This window comes from Flavobacterium restrictum, assembly GCF_007097245.1.
In the GTDB taxonomy this organism is placed as follows: Bacteria; Bacteroidota; Bacteroidia; order Flavobacteriales; family Flavobacteriaceae; genus Flavobacterium; species Flavobacterium restrictum.
Map to the genome: position 1 here is coordinate 142930 of NZ_VJZT01000006.1, position 17877 is coordinate 160806.

General features: G+C 33.6%; 13 protein-coding genes. All 13 read left to right on the forward strand.

Going from position 1 to position 17877, the window contains the following annotated elements:
* The 13 genes from FNW21_RS07910 (at position 1) to FNW21_RS07970 (ending at position 17849) form a co-directional block, all read left to right on the forward strand.
* Positions 1 to 2421, forward strand: coding sequence for a GumC family protein (locus FNW21_RS07910; protein WP_144256190.1), 2421 nt, complete (start codon positions 1 to 3; stop codon positions 2419 to 2421).
* Positions 2422 to 2568: 147 nt separating this feature from the next.
* On the forward strand, positions 2569 to 3189 hold the full coding sequence (recR, locus tag FNW21_RS07915; protein ID WP_144256191.1) for a recombination mediator RecR: 621 nt from the start codon (positions 2569 to 2571) through the stop codon (positions 3187 to 3189).
* Between the two features lie 69 nt (positions 3190 to 3258).
* Positions 3259 to 4050: a polysaccharide biosynthesis/export family protein gene (locus FNW21_RS07920; RefSeq protein ID WP_144256192.1), complete on the forward strand. Its 792-nt coding sequence runs from the start codon at positions 3259 to 3261 to the stop codon at positions 4048 to 4050.
* Positions 4051 to 4065: 15 nt separating this feature from the next.
* The gene (locus FNW21_RS07925; protein WP_144256193.1) at positions 4066 to 6528 is read left to right on the forward strand and encodes a polysaccharide biosynthesis tyrosine autokinase; all 2463 of its coding nucleotides are present in this window, start codon (positions 4066 to 4068) and stop codon (positions 6526 to 6528) included.
* A gap of 21 nt (positions 6529 to 6549) precedes the next feature.
* Positions 6550 to 7527 carry an SDR family oxidoreductase gene (locus FNW21_RS07930; protein WP_144256194.1) on the forward strand — a complete coding sequence of 326 codons (978 nt, stop codon included), beginning with the start codon at positions 6550 to 6552 and terminating at the stop codon, positions 7525 to 7527.
* A gap of 57 nt (positions 7528 to 7584) precedes the next feature.
* Entirely contained in the window at positions 7585 to 8976 is a 1392-nt protein-coding gene (locus tag FNW21_RS07935; RefSeq protein WP_144256195.1) for a UDP-glucose 6-dehydrogenase, read from the forward strand.
* A gap of 283 nt (positions 8977 to 9259) precedes the next feature.
* The gene (locus FNW21_RS07940) at positions 9260 to 10543 is read left to right on the forward strand and encodes a nucleotide sugar dehydrogenase (RefSeq protein WP_185963900.1); all 1284 of its coding nucleotides are present in this window, start codon (positions 9260 to 9262) and stop codon (positions 10541 to 10543) included.
* Between the two features lie 30 nt (positions 10544 to 10573).
* Positions 10574 to 11620, forward strand: coding sequence for a dTDP-glucose 4,6-dehydratase (gene rfbB, locus FNW21_RS07945; RefSeq protein WP_144256232.1), 1047 nt, complete (start codon positions 10574 to 10576; stop codon positions 11618 to 11620).
* A 32-nt stretch (positions 11621 to 11652) separates the two neighbouring features.
* Complete coding sequence (locus tag FNW21_RS07950) at positions 11653 to 12123, forward strand: UpxY family transcription antiterminator (protein WP_144256196.1); 471 nt, start codon at positions 11653 to 11655, stop codon at positions 12121 to 12123.
* 153 nt (positions 12124 to 12276) lie between these two features.
* Complete coding sequence (locus FNW21_RS07955) at positions 12277 to 14700, forward strand: SLBB domain-containing protein (protein WP_144256197.1); 2424 nt, start codon at positions 12277 to 12279, stop codon at positions 14698 to 14700.
* Positions 14701 to 14715: 15 nt separating this feature from the next.
* Complete coding sequence (locus FNW21_RS07960; protein WP_144256198.1) at positions 14716 to 15774, forward strand: Wzz/FepE/Etk N-terminal domain-containing protein; 1059 nt, start codon at positions 14716 to 14718, stop codon at positions 15772 to 15774.
* A gap of 56 nt (positions 15775 to 15830) precedes the next feature.
* The gene (locus FNW21_RS07965; protein ID WP_144256199.1) at positions 15831 to 17258 is read left to right on the forward strand and encodes a lipopolysaccharide biosynthesis protein; all 1428 of its coding nucleotides are present in this window, start codon (positions 15831 to 15833) and stop codon (positions 17256 to 17258) included.
* 3 nt (positions 17259 to 17261) lie between these two features.
* Entirely contained in the window at positions 17262 to 17849 is a 588-nt protein-coding gene (locus FNW21_RS07970; RefSeq protein WP_144256200.1) for an LbetaH domain-containing protein, read from the forward strand.
* The last annotated feature ends 28 nt before the right edge of the window (positions 17850 to 17877 follow it).

Consider the following 17877-nt stretch of genomic DNA (forward strand, 5'->3'; position numbering starts at 1 on the left):
ATGAAAGAACATTTTATAGCAGGCGAAAGTCAAGAAGAAGAGGATTTTAATTTAAGAGCTATTATTGACAAGTACAGTATCCATTGGAAATGGTTTGTGCTTTGTGTGCTTGTCTCTATGATAGTTGCTTTTATGTATTTGAGATATACCGCGCCGCAATATAGAGCAACCACAACAATTTTAGTTAAGGACGATAAAAAAGGGGGTATGCTCTCAGAACTCTCCTCTTTTGCTGACTTGGGTTTAGGTGGAGGATTAAAAAGCAATGTGGACAATGAAGTCGAAATTCTAAAATCAAGAACTTTAGTTGAAAGCACTGTTAAAAAATTAAATTTTAATATTAGTTTAATTGTAAAAGGTAATGTTAGGGATGTTGAAATTTATAATGATGGTCCTATTACAGTTTATTTCGTAAATACTATTGCTGATTTTGATAAAGTCAAAGTGAGTTTTGATTTTATCCCTGTTACTGCAAACACCTTCAAATTAGACAGGCATCTGAGTGTTGATAATTCTAAATTTGTTTTAGGCGTAAAAAAAGAGTTTCAATATGGAGAAATCATCAAAACTATATATGGTGATTTACAAATTGCCAAAAAGGATTATGATAAAAAGAAATATCCTTTTGATGGAAGTCCAATAAGTGTTAAAATCTATCCTATAGATGTTGTTGTGGATAGTTATTTAGGTCGTTTGGGGGTTACTTCCATAAGTAAAACAAGTAGTGTGGTAGAATTGACTATTACAGACCCCGTTATTGATAAAGCGCAAGATTTTTTAGACAATTTAATTCAAATATACAATCGTGATGCGGTAGAGGATAAAAATTTTATTTCAGAAAAAACATCGGAGTTTATTTCTAATAGATTAAAATTGATTACCCAAGAATTAGATGGTGTAGAACAGGATGTAGAGAGCTTTAAACAAACTAATAAATTGACTGATATAGAGTCCGAAGCACAACTTTTTATAAAAGGGTCTAACGAATACAGTAAACAAGTCATTGAAACCGAAATTCAAATGAATGTGGTTACCTCGATGCTGGATTTTATGAAAAAAAGTACTAATTCGGATTTATTACCTACAAGTATTATTGCAGGTCAAACAGATGCTACGGGTATGATAAATTCGTATAACGAATTGGTTTTAGATCGAAATAGAATTTTAAAGTCAGCCACAACTGCTAATCCATCGGTAGTTAAATTGGACCAACAAATTACTTCACTAAAAGCGAATGTAGTGGCTAGTTTAAATAGAATTCAAGCTACATTATCCATACAGAAAAGGGATTTGAATAGTAATGAAGGGGTGTTCAATGCTAAAATTAGTAAAATTCCAGTTCAAGAACGGCAGTTTAGAGTAATTGCGAGACAGCAAAAAGTTAAAGAGGAGTTGTATTTGTATTTGCTTCAAAAACGTGAGGAAACTGCTATTTCATTATCAGCAACGGAGCCCAATGCAAGAGTTATTGATGCGGCTAGAGCATCAACTATTCCTGTTGCGCCCAAGAAGAATATTGTTTATTTAGCTGCCTTTTTATTGGGATTATTAGTTCCGTTTGGATTCATTTATGTTGATGATTTATTGGATACTAAAATTAAAAGTCGTCTTGATTTAGAAGGAAGAACCAATATTCCTTTTATTGGAGATGTTCCTACATCAGAAACACCTACAGAAATTATTAAGTCAGAAAATAGAACAAGTACAGCAGAAGCATTGCGAATTATTAGGACTAACCTGGAATTTATGATTAACCAAGTAGATGAGAGTTTAGCGAAAACTTTTTTTGTTACTTCTACATTTCCCCATGAAGGAAAGACTTTTGCATCAGTAAATTTAGCGGCAACATTTGCACTTTCTGGCAAAAAGGTATTGCTAGTGGGTATGGATATTAGAAATCCTAAAATTGATGAATATGTACACACACCTCATATTGTTGGGGTAACTAATTATTTACACTCCAGCGATTATGTTCTTGATGATTTGATTGTAAAACAGGAGGGTTATGAAGCTTTTTATTGTTTGCCAGCGGGTGTAATTCCTCCTAATCCAGCAGAACTATTAATGAGTAATAGAGTGGAATTATTTTTTAAAGAATTGAAATCTAAATTTGATTACATAATAGTAGATACTGCCCCAGTGAGTTTGGTAACGGATACGTTGTTGATTGCTAAATATGCTGATTGTTTTGTTTATGTAGTTCGTGCTAATTTTTTAGAAAAGCGAATGTTAGCTGTGGCAAATGTCTTGTTTAAAGATAAAAAATTACCAAACATGTGTATGTTGTTAAACGATTCTTCTGCTACAAAAGGATATGGATATGGTTATGGTTATGGCAGAGCTAGTAGCTATGGTTATGGTTACGGTTATGGTGTGAAAACAAAAAAACTACCATGGTATAAAAAAATATTTTCAGCTTAATTTTTTAAAATATTAAAATTTAAAAGTTCGTAAAGAATTATTCTTTGCGAATTTTTTTTGTTTTTACAGCATTGTTTTTCATCTATTTTTATGGTTTCTTTGGTAAATAATGCCAGTTTTATAGGTAAATAATATACTTTTGTATTCATGGAATTTTCTTCAAAATTAATTGAAAAAGCAGTAAACGAAATGTCGCAATTGCCTGGAATTGGTAAACGAACAGCGCTGCGATTAGTGTTGCATTTGCTAAAACAGCCCAAGGAACATACTGGGTTTTTGGCTCAAGCATTGGTAACCATGAGGGAGGAAATTAGATATTGTACAACTTGTCATAATATTTCTGACTTTGAAACCTGCGAAATTTGTAAAAACCCCAATAGAAATCATCAAATAGTTTGTGTTGTAGAAGATATTCGGGATGTTATGGCAATAGAGAACACCGGACAATTTAGAGGAATTTACCATGTTTTAGGTGGTAAAATATCCCCTATTGACGGTATAGGTCCTAGTCAGCTCCATATAAGTACTCTGGTCGAAAAAGTAAAATTAGGTACCGTAAACGAAATTATTTTTGCGTTAAGCTCAACAATGGAGGGCGATACGACGAATTTTTATATTTACAAACAAATTGCAACTGCTTCCATTGTTGTGTCAACGATTGCTAGAGGTATAGCCGTTGGAGATGAATTAGAATATGCTGATGAAGTGACTTTGGGGAGAAGTATTTTACATCGAGTTCCTTTTGAGAATTCCTTTAAAAATAATTAAATAATTAATAAATCGTGATGCTTTTTAAATCGTAAATGAAAAGCTATATTTGCCACTAAAAAAATCAAAATGAGTAAATCAGTAGGCTTTTTATTTATAGTCATAACCTTGTTATTTTCCTCTTGTATCCCTACTAAAGATTTGATATACCTTCAGAAGAAAGACGGTACAGGTACCGAAAATACTATTTCGGAAGTGGAATCTAAACCGTATAGATTGCAAACTAACGATGTCTTGAGTATTACCATAAAAGCAATAGATCCTAAATTGGTAGCCATATTTAGCCCGACAAATAGTGCAGGAGACGGCGGTAAATCTGAAATAGGAGCTTATTTTGATGGTTTTACAGTAGATGAGCATGGTAATATTCGTGTTCCCGTTTTGGGAGAAATAAATGTTATTGGCTATACAATTGACGAAGTGCGTATTAAACTCGAAAAACAGTTACTAGCTGAATACTTTAATAAAGAAGCCAATATTTTTGTAACGGTAAGATTAGCGGGTTTTAAATATACAATCAATGGTGAAATTGGGAGTGCTGGTACTAAAACATTGTATCAAGAGCATGTGACAATTATGGAGGCTATCGCCAATGCGGGAGATATAACCATTACTGGGGATAGAAAAACAGTAACAGTTATGCGTAAATCTCCAACTGGGGTGCAAATGCATGATTTGGATTTAACCAATGTTAATGTCATGCAATCACCTTATTATTATTTGCAACCTAACGATTACATTTATGTAAAACCGTTAAAACAAAAAACATGGGGAACAGGAAAAACGGGAATCGAATCGCTAACCAGTTTGATTACGATATTGTCATTAGGAACAACTGTTTTTTTATTATTGAAAAATTAATATACATTTAAAAAAATGTTAGATATAAAAGATTTTGCGATTTTTGAAAGCCAAACTAGTTTTGATTTTAAAGGCTTTTTAATTAAAATTGGAAGTTATTGGAGATGGTTTTTGGTAAGTTTGTTCATTGCATTTACCATTGCTTATCAAGTAAATATTCGTAAAGAAAAAATTTACGGTATCGAATCCCTTATTGAGGTAAAAGAAGAAAATAATCCTTTATTTACCTCTAATACCAGTTTGACTTTTAATTGGGGAGGAACTTCAGACCAAGTACAATCTATTGGGACTACACTACAGTCACGTTCCCATAATGAATTAGTTGTTGATAAACTGCAATATTATATTGACTATTTGGCACAAGGCAAATACAATATGGTTGACGCTTATGGAGTGGTCCCTTTTTATGTGGCTATTGATAAAAGTAAAGGACAATTAGCAGGGGGATTAATTAGCATTAAGTTTTTGAGTGACACCGAATACCAAATCAAAATTCCTTTCGAAAGCAATTCGGTTTCATTGATTCATTATGCCGATAATTCGTATTCAACCACAGCAGTTGCTATTGGCGAATTTGTAAAAAAATACAAAGTTGGGGAACAGGTTTCGCTGCCTTTTTTGAATTTGAAACTACAAATTAAAGACAATCCTGGATTTTATAAAGGAAACGAATACTTTATTCGTTTCAATGATTTTGATGGTACCGTTTCTGGATATAAAGGAATAATCGTAAAAACAGATGACAAAGGGGCGTCAATAATTACGTTAGGCATGCAAGGCACCAATAAGGCTAGAATGGTTGAATACTTGAATGCTACTGTTAAAATGCTTATTAAAAGACAGTTAGATAGCAAGAATCAATTTGCTACCAATACTATAAGCTTTATAGACAGCACCTTGGTCGCCATGGAATCGCAACTTAAGGAAACAGGTAATGAACTTAAAATATTTCGAAAAGACAAAAATGTAGGTGACGTTGAAGATGGAGGGATTAAATTTTCGGAAAAAATGTTGGAGTTTGATGTAAAGCGTGACGAGATTACTCGTAAAATGGCGTATTACAATTCCTTAAAATCCTATTTGAAAAATAGTGTTGACTATGCCAAACTTCCTGCTCCATCAGTCGCTGGAATTGAGGATCCTAATGTGATGGTGAATGTTTCTAAATTAATTTCACTTTCAACGCAGCGATCAGAAATGGCCTATGCTGTTAAAAGTGATAAAATTTTCAAGGATTTTGACAATCAAATGGTAGCCGTCAAAAATGTACTTTTAGAAAATATAGCTACTGCCAAAGCATCTTTGCAATATGATTTAGCTACAATTAATAGTAAAATTAGTGAATCAGAGAGTACGATCAAACAATTGCCAGATGACCAACAAGAGTTAATTAAGATTAAACGTAAATACGATTTAAGCGATAATATTTACAGCACTTTTTTGCAAAAAAGAAGCGAAGCCGATATTGTTAAAGCAGCCAATTTATCCGATATTCATTTTATTGATCCTGCCAAAGACGTTGGTGGTGGACTCATAGGACCCAAAACATCGGTTAATTATGTTTTAGCATTATTTCTAGGACTTTTAATTCCGTTACTTTTTGTTTTTGGTATTTTCTTCATTAATAATTCGATTCAAAACACAGAGGATGTTAGTAAACTAACTCAAATTCCTTTGATTGGAGTCGTTGGTGTGAATAGAGAAATTTCTGAACTTGCTGTTTTTGATAAACCTAAATCGGCTTTATCAGAATCCTTTAGAGCCATTCGTTCTTCGTTGCAATTTTTGTACAAAAAGCAGCATGTCGATGGGGCAAAAACTTTAATGATTACCTCCTCTGTCAGCGGTGAAGGAAAGACTTTTTGTTCTATAAATATTGCTACGGTTTTTGCTTTAAGCGAAAAAAAGACTGTGATTATTGGTCTAGATTTGAGAAAACCCAAATTATTTGAAGAGTTTAATTTATCTAATGAAGTTGGAGTTGTAAACTATTTAATTAAACAAAAATCGTTAGACGAAATTGTTAACCACACTCAAATTCCATACCTAGATGTTATTCTTTCTGGGCCAGTACCGCCTAATCCAGCCGAAATGATTTTGAGTGATGGAATGAGAGAATTAATCGAAGAGTTGAAACAAAAATACGATTACATCATCCTGGATACTCCTCCTGTTGGACTGGTTTCTGACGCCTTGGAATTGTCCCAATATTGTGATGTGACTTTGTATATTGTGAGACAAAATTTTTCTAAAAAAGAAATGATTACCCTATTGAATAATAGAGTAAAAAGAGGGGAACTCAATAATACAAGCATTATTTTAAACAGTTTCGAAAATAAAGCTAAATATGGTGCAGGCTATGGTTACGGCTATGGTTACGGCTATGGAAATGCTAGTTATTCCAGTGGGTATCATGATGAAGAAATCAAAAATGGAATTCTTTCTAAAACAATCAAAAAATTCAAGAAAAACAAGTAATTTTTTAGTATTTTAAACACAATGAAAACTCAAAAAACGCTTTTGATTACTGGTGGAGCTGGATTTATAGGGTCGAATCTATGTGACTATTTTTTGGCTAAAGGATATGAGGTAGTTTGTTTAGATAACTTTGCAACTGGACATCTCCATAATTTAAAAAACTGTATTAATCATCCTAATTTTCAATTAATAGAGGGCGATATTCGCAATGCTAGTGATTGCCAAAAGGCAGTAAATGGTGTGGATTATATTTTGCATCAAGCCGCTTTAGGATCGGTTCCTCGTTCAATTAGTGACCCAATTACGACTAACGAAGTCAATGTTTCTGGATTTTTGAACATGCTCGTTGCTGCTCGTGATGCCAAAGTAAAGCGCTTTGTTTACGCCGCAAGTTCTTCGACTTATGGCGATTCTCAAGGATTACCAAAGGTTGAGGAAGTAATAGGAAAACCACTTTCTCCTTATGCTATTACTAAATATGTTAACGAATTATATGCGGATATTTTTAGCAAAACCTATGGTTTGGAAACAATAGGTTTGCGTTATTTTAATGTTTTTGGGCGCAAGCAAGATCCTAATGGTGCTTATGCCGCTGTAATTCCAAAATTTGTAATGCAATTAAAGGCTTTACAAAGTCCAAAAATAAACGGTGACGGTAATTATTCCAGAGATTTTACTTATATTGATAATGTAATTCACATGAATGAGTTGGCCATTACTACGACCAACCCAGATGCTTTGAATACGGTTTATAATACTGCTTATGGCGATCGAAATACTCTGAATACTTTGGTCGCTTATTTAAAAGAGTATTTATCTGTTTACGACGAACGAATTGCAAATGTAACTATAGAATATGGCCCAAATAGAGCTGGTGATATTCCGCATTCTTTGGCTAGTATTGATAAAGCTAAAATACTTTTAGGATATAATCCAAAATTTTCAATGCAGGAAGGATTGCAACAAGCGGTTGCTTGGTATTGGGAAAACCTTAAATAAAGTTTGATTTTTTAATTTTGAAAATCAAGTAACAACCCATTTTTAAATTTGAAATATATGAAAATTACAAAAATTTGCTGTATTGGAGCTGGTTATGTTGGTGGACCAACAATGGCAGTTATCGCTCAAAAATGCCCTCATATTCAAGTTACAGTTGTTGATTTAAATAGTGAAAGAATTGCAGCTTGGAACGATGACGATGTGAATAATATTCCTATTTATGAACCAGGGTTGTCCGCAGTAGTTCAAGAGGCCAGAGGACGCAATCTTTTTTTCTCAACAGATGTTGAAAAAGCAATTGATGAGGCTCAAGTGATTTTCATATCAGTAAATACGCCCACTAAAACATACGGAAAAGGCAAAGGAATGGCTGCAGATTTAAAATACATTGAATTGTGCGCCAGACAGATAGCTAAAGTAGCCAAAGATAATAAAATAGTTGTCGAAAAATCGACCTTACCCGTACGTACTGCCGAAGCGATTAAAAGCATTCTTGACAATACAGGAAATGGCGTGCAATTTCAAATTTTATCAAATCCTGAATTTCTTGCCGAAGGGACAGCCGTTTCGGATTTAATGCATCCCGATAGAATTTTAATTGGTGGCGACACTACCGAGGAAGGGCAAAAAGCGATTCAAGCTTTAGTTGATGTATATGCAAATTGGGTGCAACCCGAAAATATTTTGACTACTAATGTTTGGTCATCAGAATTGTCTAAATTGACTGCAAATGCTTTTTTAGCGCAACGTATTTCATCTATTAATGCTTTATCAGAATTGTGCGAAAAAACAGGTGCCGATGTCAATGAAGTAGCCAAAGCAATAGGAATGGATAGTAGAATTGGTTCCAAATTCCTTAAAGCATCTGTTGGTTTTGGAGGTTCTTGTTTTCAAAAAGATATTTTGAATTTGGTGTATATTGCTAAATCGTATGGTTTGAATGAAGTAGCTGATTATTGGGAACAAGTTATTATTATGAATGACCACCAAAAAAGGCGTTTTTCTAATAGAATTGTTCAAACGCTTTACAACACAGTTGCCGATAAAAAGATTGCTTTTTTAGGTTGGGCTTTCAAGAAAGATACCAATGATACTAGAGAATCGGCGGCTATTTATGTGGCTAATGATTTAATTAATGAGGAGGCAAATATTGTGGTATATGACCCAAAAGTAGCCTTGAAAAAAATTCTTTCCGATCTGGATTATCTCGAAACTAGAGAGGCTGTTTCAAATGCAAAACACATCACTTCGTTTCCTGATGCGTATAGCACCTGCGAAAATGCGCATGCCATAGCAATACTGACCGAATGGGATGAGTTTAAAACCTACGATTGGCAAAAAATTTATGATAGTATGCAAAAACCAGCATTTATTTTTGACGGTCGTAACATTTTAGATGGTGAAAAATTAAAAGAAATAGGATTCATTTATCAAGCAATTGGTTCGTAAAAAGGACCGTTTTGTTGGTTTTTAGTGGCAATTGTTCTCACTAATTTCCGTGATTTTTTTGTTTTTTTAAAACATAATTTTCTAAATGCTTTTGTTTGGTCTTTAGTAATTTAGAGTGTGGTTTTGTTGTTTTTTGCTTTCGTGAGTTGCATTAGAGAAATCAAATAGTAAAGAAGCTCGTTTATATTTAGCTACCTTTGCGATTCGATTTTGTTTATTCAGCCTTTGCATTTTTTTTAGAAAATAAATAAAATTGATTAATCCCTATTAAATAATAGAAAAGTTGGATCAAAATATAAAAATTGCAGTCATTGGATTAGGGTATGTAGGTTTACCTTTAGCACGACTATTTGCTACTAAATATCCTGTAGTTGGATTTGATATTAATAAAGATAGAGTTGCTGCATTGCAATCAGGTAGTGATAGTACACTTGAAATTGATGATGCTACTCTTCAAAAAGTATTGCTACAAACCAATGGGAACGAAAATGGTTTGTTTTGTTCTTGCTCCATAGCAGATATAGCGGATTGTAATTATTACATCGTTACTGTTCCAACACCAGTTGATAAAAACAACCGTCCTGACTTAACTCCTTTGTATAAATCGAGCGAAACGGTAGCCAATGTTTTAAAAAAAGGAGATATAGTTATTTATGAATCTACAGTTTATCCTGGTGTTACCGAGGAGGAATGTGTTCCCGTTTTAGAAAAAATTTCAGGATTGCGATTTAATGTTGATTTTTTTGCGGGTTATTCTCCTGAACGAATAAATCCCGGCGATAAAGAGCATACCGTAGAAAAAATATTAAAAATAACGTCTGGCTCAACTCCAGAAATTGGACTAAAAGTAAACCAACTATACCAATCTGTAATTACCGCTGGAACACATCTAGCACCATCTATAAAAGTGGCCGAAGCAGCTAAAGTTATCGAGAATTCGCAACGAGATATTAATATTGCTTTTGTTAATGAATTGGCCAAAATATTCAATCTTTTAGACATTGATACGGCTGAAGTTTTGAAAGCAGCAGGCACAAAATGGAACTTTTTGCCCTTTAAACCCGGTCTCGTTGGTGGTCATTGCATAGGCGTAGATCCTTACTATTTAGCTCAAAAAGCGCAAGAAAAAGGCTATCACCCTGAAATAATTTTGGCAGGACGACGTTTAAATGATAGTATGGGCGAATATGTAGCTTCGCAAGTAGTTAAATTGATGATTAAAAAAGGGGTTGCCATTAATAATGCGCGCTTATTAATGCTCGGAATTACGTTCAAAGAGAATTGTCCAGATGTTCGGAATACCAAAATTGTGGATGTCATTGCCGCACTTCAAGAATACGGAATTACCGTTACGATATACGATCCATGGGCAAATCCTATGGAAGTATTGCATGAATACCAGCTTACAACAACCAACCAATTGCCAGAATCAAAATTTGATGCAGTAATTTTGGGAGTTGCTCATAAAGCCTTTTTGGACATCGAGTTTCCAACACTTTTGAATACACCGAGTGTTTTATATGATGTTAAAGGAGTTTTGAATATTCAAGTCGACGGAAAATTATAATAATTTTAGGTAAAGATGTAATTTATAATGATGAAAAAAATACTTATAACCGGAGGAGCAGGTTTTATTGGCTCTCATGTCGTAAGACGGTTTGTAGAAAATTATCCAGCGTATCATATTTTTAATCTGGATGCGTTGACTTATGCTGGAAATTTAGAAAATATTACTGATATCGAAAAGAGGCCCAATTATACATTTGTAAAAGGAGACATCACCGATGAGCATTTTATAGACACATTATTTCAGACGCATCATTTTGAAGGCGTTATTCATCTAGCAGCCGAATCTCATGTGGATCGTTCCATCGAAGATCCATTATCATTTGTTAAAACTAACGTTTTTGGGACTATGAATCTTTTAAATGCAGCCAAAAAACAATGGTTAGGCAACTTTGAAGGAAGACGATTTTACCATGTAAGCACAGATGAAGTTTACGGTTCTTTGGGTTCCGAAGGACTTTTTACTGAAACTACGGCTTACGACCCAAATTCTCCCTATTCGGCTTCCAAGGCAAGTTCGGATCATTTTGTTAGGGCTTATGGTGAAACCTATGGTTTACCGTACGTTATTACGAATTGTTCTAATAACTATGGTCCCAACCATTTTCCCGAAAAATTAATTCCCTTGTTTATCAATAATATTATCCATAAGAATCCTTTACCTGTTTATGGTGATGGGAATTACACTCGTGACTGGCTTTTTGTAAAAGACCATGCTGTGGCAATTGATTTGGTTTTTCATAAAGGAAACAATCATGAAACCTACAATATTGGTGGATTTAACGAATGGAAAAATATCGATTTAGTCAAAGTTCTTTGTGAGTTGATGGATCAAAAGTTAGGAAGAACAGCAGGAGAATCTGCGGAGTTGATTACCTATGTAAAAGACCGACCAGGACATGATCTACGGTATGCAATTGATGCTTCAAAAATAAATTCTCAATTGGGTTGGAAACCTTCGGTAACTTTTGAACAAGGACTAGAAATCACAATTGATTGGTATTTGAACAATCAAGAATGGCTAAATAATGTAACTTCAGGTGATTATGCCTCGTATTACGAAAAACAATATTCTTAATTTTTTGGTTACAAAAGAGCAAATAAAAAGCAATGAACTGGTATGTAGTCTACACAAAACCAAAATGGGAGAAAAAAGTAGCCGAACGATTAAATGCTATTGGAATTGTTACTTATTGCCCATTGGTAAACAAAATCAGTCAGTGGTCTGATCGCAAAAAAACGATTCAAGTTCCCTTGTTTAATTCTTATATTTTTGTTCAAATACTTGAAAAAGAGAGGAATAAAATATTTGAAGTTACAGGTGCCGTTCGGTATTTATTTTGGTTAAGTAAACCAGCTATTGTTAGAGATGAAGAAATTAAAGCCATTCAAAATTGGCTTTCGGCACCGGAATGTTATAAAGTTGCTGTCGATAAATGGCAAAGAGGCGATAAAGTGATATTGGATTCAGGCCCTTTTGTCGCACACGAGGCAACGGTGCAAGAGGTAAAACAAAACTATTATGTTTTGGTTTTAGAGTCTTTGGGATGTATTCTTAAAGTAGAGAAAAGAGAAGAGTAGTAAATTAAAAAGGAGTAAACGCTTCTTTTTTTAGTATAAATAACAGAATAATTGAATTCCAAAATGGGATTCACAAGGGCGAAGCCGTAGCGTTTTTAGGGTATTTCTCCAAAATTAAATACAAATCATTTTCCGATTTTAATACGACAAAGTATGAAAAAAATAGTTGTCATTTTAGTTTTATTGCTGGCACTTTTTAAACCAAATACAGCAGTAGCTCAAGATTTATTAAAAAGTACCGATTTGAGTACGCTCAAGGTTGATTATTTATCGGATACTGATATTGCAAAAATCAAATCACAACTACAAACGAATAATGTAACCATTGATCAAGCCGAACCTATGGCATTGGCCAAAGGTATGAGTGCTACCGAATTTGCTAAATTAAAAATACGATTGGGTGGAACTACTATGGTCAAAAGTACTACTGTTAAAACAGAAAATATAGAGGACGATCAACCAGAACTAACCCGCAAGCAAGAAAAAATTGTTAATAAAAAAGTCAAGGACACCCTAAATTCATTGGTTTTTGGTTCAGAATTGTTTGATAATCCCACTTTAAATTTTGAACCTGCTTCAAAATTAGCCACTCCAGTAAACTACATACTTGGTCCTGGTGATGAGTTACAAGTTAGTGTTTATGGAGTGCAGGAATACAATGCAAGTGTTCCAGTATCTTTAGAAGGAAAAGTGACCATACAATATGTAGGACAAATTCCAGTGTCGGGAATGACAATCGAGGCCGCTACCCAAAAAATTAAAGGCGCTATAGCAAGAGTCTACAGCACGGTGCGTTCTGGACAATCTCAAGTAGGGATTAGTTTAAGCCGAATTCGAACCATAAAAATCACGATAATAGGGAGTAAACAACCAGGTAATTATTCGGTATCTTCGTTGTCCTCCGTGTACAATGCGTTATTTCTTGGAGGTGGTCCAAGTAAAAACGGGAGTTATAGAAATATTGAGTTATTGCGTAACAATAAAGTATTCAAAAAGATTGATATCTATAATTTTTTAGTCAACGGAAATCAATCGGATAATATTGGTTTAAAAGACAATGATGTGATTCGGATTCCTGCGTATATCCAGCGAGTAACAGTAGAAGGTCAAGTAAAAAGACCTGGAATTTTCGAAATGAAATCAGGCGAAACCTTTAAGGATTTAATCAATTTTGCTTCGGGATTTAATGAATTTGCATACACGGCTTCGGTAAATGTGTTGCAAAAAACCAGTAAAGATTTTAAGGTAAAAGACATCAAAGCCTCTGAATATGGAATTTACAAACCACTTGCAGGCGATGTGTATCGGGTTTCTAAAATTTTGAATCGCTTTGAAAACCGAATTAAAATAGAAGGTGCTGTATTTAGACCGGATACTTATTCCTTTTATGAGGGCATGCGAATTTCTGATTTGGTTAATCAAGCCGATGGACTCAAAGAAGATGCCTATACCAATCGTGCAACAATTGTTCGTTTAAAATCTAATTTGACTACCGAGGTGGTAAATGTCAATTTAGCAGCAGCTTTGGCTGGAGATGAAGCGAGTGATGTCGCTTTGAGCAAAGAAGATGTTGTTACGGTCTATTCTATTTTAGATTTCAAAGAAGATTATAAAATCACTATTGATGGCGAAATAAAAAAACCGGGCGTTTATGACTATCATGATAAGCTAACCTTGAATGATTTGTTAATTCAAGCTGGAGGATTAACAGGTTCAGCCTCAAAAAGAGTCGAAATTGCTAGAATGACCAAATCCGAAACTATTGATGATGCCAATCCAAACAAAGTTGAATTGTATAATTTAGAAATTACTGCAGATACGAATGAACAAACCAAGAATTTTACATTAAGTCCTTTTGATGTGGTCAACATAAGAAGAATGGCTGTCTATGAGAAACCACAAATGGTTAAAATTAGTGGTGCTGTGAACTATACAGGAAAATATGTTTTAGTACAAAAACAAGAAAAAATTTATGATATTATTCAAAGAGCCGGTGGATTAACGTCGGTAGCCGATTTGAATGGGGTGAAAATTAAGCGACCTATTCAAGCCAAACAAATTGAAGATTTAGAAAATGTAAACCTGAATTTGGGCAAAAAAGATAGCATTCAAAACAAATTAGAGAAAAAATTAAAAGAGGATTTAAAATTCGCAACTATCCCTGTAGATTGGAATAAAATTGTTAAAAATCCAAATAGCAATACCAATGTTACCTTGTTTGCAGGTGACGAAATTGAGGTGGCTACTTATAATGAGAGTGTAAAAATAACAGGAAATGTGCTGCTGACTTCCGAAATTCCTTATGATAAAGGAAAAGGATTTGGATATTATTTAAACTCGGTTGGTGGTACAGATGCCAAAGGTTGGAGAAAAAAAGCGTACATTATTTATCCAAACGGTAAAGCAGGTGTGTCAAAATCTTTCCTTTTTATTCGATCTTATCCTAAAGTATTGCCTGGTTCCCAAATTGTAGTTCCCGAAAAACCCGAAACTCGAAAAATGAGTACAGGCGAATGGGTAAGTATAGGTACTGTTTTGACCAGTTTGGCGTTATTAATTGTAACTGCTTTTAAATAAATTTTGAGCTTGGATATGGAAAATAAACAGCAACAGGAAGGGCAAATCTCCCTGAAGGAATTAATTGGTAAAGTAAAAGAATGGTTTTCTTATTTGTTTACTCAATGGAAAATCATTGTTTTAGCAGGATGCATTGGTGCTGCTTTGGGGCTAACGTATTCGTTTATTAAAAAACCTGTTTATACCGCAAGTTTGTCTTTTGCTTTAGAGGATGACAAAAGTTCCGGCGGTTTGGGTGGCGCATTAGGATTAGCTAGTTCATTAGGTTTTGATTTAGGAGGCAGTGGTGGTAGTATGTTTTCGGGAACCAACTTGATGGAGCTTTTTAAATCCCGTAATATGGTTGAAAAAACCTTATTGGCTCCAGTAAAAAGGAATAACAAAACGATTACTCTTGCAGAAATGTACATTCAAAATATGAAATGGCGGGAAAAATGGGAAAATAAACCTAATTTAAAAAACATACAGTTTTTGCCCAATATAAAACGTAAATATTATACCAGAGTACACGATAGTATTTTAGGAGTAATTTATGAAAATCTATCAAAAGAGTCTTTGTCAGTTGGCCAAAAAGATAAAAAAATAGACATCATAACCATTGATATGATGTCTACCAATGAATTATTTTCTAAATATTTTACCGAAGCGTTAGCTAAAGAAGTATCTGATTTTTACATTGCCACCAAAAGTAAAAAATCACGTATGAACATGCTCATTTTAGAAAAGCAAACGGATTCTATTCGTGATCAACTAAACGGAGCGATTACCGGGGTAGCAGTGGCCAATGATAATACATTTAATCTAAATCCAGCTTTGAATGTTCGTCGAACCCCTTCTGCAAGACGACAAGTTGATGTTCAAGCGAACACCGCTATACTTACCGAATTAGTCAAACAAACCGAATTAGCTAAAGTTACCTTACGAAAAGACACTCCATTGATTCAAATAATTGATCGACCTATTTTGCCTTTGAAAAAGGAAAAAGTAGGCAAGTTAAAAGGTCTTATATCGGGTGCCTTTTTAGGTAGTTTAATTTTAATTCTAATATTAATTATTAGAAAAATAATCCAATAAATTGTATTCCAATACCCAAAAAATAGAATTTAAAGATAAAAAAAGTACTCCTTTTTATGGTTTATAAGAAACAGGAATTTGTAAATGGAATATTTTGGAGTGCTATCGATAAATTTGGTATTGTAGCCGTTCAAATTATTCTTGAAATCGTTATGGCAAGACTTTTATTGCCCTCTGATTATGGAGTTTTGGGAGTTGTGGCTGTTTTTATAGCTATTGGTCAAGTGTTTACTGATGGTGGTTTTTCAAATGCATTAATTCAAAAGCAAGACCGAACCGAAATTGATTTTTCTACAGTTTTTTTTTCCAATATTGCCATTGCAACGGTTATTTACTGTATGCTTTTTTTTAGTGCTCCTTTTATTGCTGTTTTTTATAACTTACCTATTTTAAGTTCAATTATAAGGGTTATTTGTGTTGCTATAATTATTAATGCAGCGGTTATAGTGCATCGTACTAAATTAAGTATTTCATTAGACTTTAAAGTTCAAGCAAAATATTCTTTACTGTCGGTAACTATATCAGGAGCAATTGGTTTGTTTTTGGCTTTACACGGGTATGGTGTTTGGTCACTTGTATATCAATCCGTATTGTTGTACACTTTTAATGCTGTTTTTCTGTTTTTGCATTTGAAATGGACCCCTATATTTATTTTTTCAAAAAAATCATTTAATGAATTATTTTACTTTGGCTCAAAAATTTTAATTGCCTCTTTTATTCAAGCTATTTATAACAATTTATACTCTGTGTTGATTGCGAAAAAATTTTCTACAAAAGAGTTAGGATTGTATTCTAAATCAAATCAGTTTACTTTATTTCCAATTTCCACTTTAACAAGTATGATGCAAAGAGTCGCTTTTCCTTATCTTTCCTCATATCAAAATGATGGTGAAAAATTATTTTCGCTAAATCAGAAGTTTACTAAAATGAATTTGCTACTCATTGCTCCATTTTTTTTTGGATTAAGCGCATTAGCAGAACCGTTTGTTCGGATTGTTTTTTCAGATACTTGGATTGAAATAATCCCTTTGATAAGGATTTTAGCAATTGCATACGTTTTTTATCCTGTTATCGTTAATAATATGTATTTATTTCAAATTATGAATAAGCCAAAGGTGTATTTAGCCCTCGAAGTTGTAACAAAAATATCAGGGATACTTATTCTGTTATTAACAATGAAATATGGTATTGTTATAATGGCTTTTGGACTTTTGACGCAACAATTTTTGCAACTTATAATTACTTCTGTTTATTTAAATAAGCTTTTGGGTAAGAGTGTTTTTATACAATTAAAAATGATTGTACCGCATATTTTAATTTGTTTTGTAATTTTGAGCATTACGTTATTCGGAGTGAATTTTATGACTACAGTTTTACTCAAACTTTTGGTTGGTTTAGCATTAACAGTAATGCTTTATTTTGTTTTTTATTTTTGTTTTCTGAAAGCCGAAATAAAAGAATTATATAGTAGTTTCAAAAAATAAAAAATGGCAAAGTTATATTCTTATATTATTTTTTTGTGTAATTTTTTTAAATATTGTTTTAGAATAAAGCATTCAGGATTATTTTTTATCAAATCAAATTCATCGATTCTTGGATGTGAAAAAATTATTTTCGGAAAAAAATTTTTTGCAAACCGATTTTTAAGATTAGAAGCCATAGGTGACTCCAAAGATATAATTTTAAAAATAGGAGACAATGTTGCTTTAGGCGAAAGCGTTCATATTGGAGCTTTTAATTCAATAGAAATTAAAGACAACGTTTTGATTGGCTCTCGGGTCTTGATTACAGATCACAATCACGGAAGGTATTCTGGTATTCATCAAAGCTCACCATTTGAACCACCAGTGAAGCGCCAACTTTTTTCGAGTGGGCCAGTTGTCATTCACGAGAATGTTTGGATTGGCGATGGTGTAATTATTTTGCCAAATGTTGAGATTGGTTTTGGTACCATAGTGGCAGCAAATTCTGTAGTGTCAAAAAGTTTGCCCCCTTATTGCATAGCCGCGGGGACTCCGTGTAAAGTTATAAAAAAGTTCCATCCTGAAACACAGCTCTGGGATTTAGTGAAGTAATTTAAATCAGTTTCCTATTTACGATAGC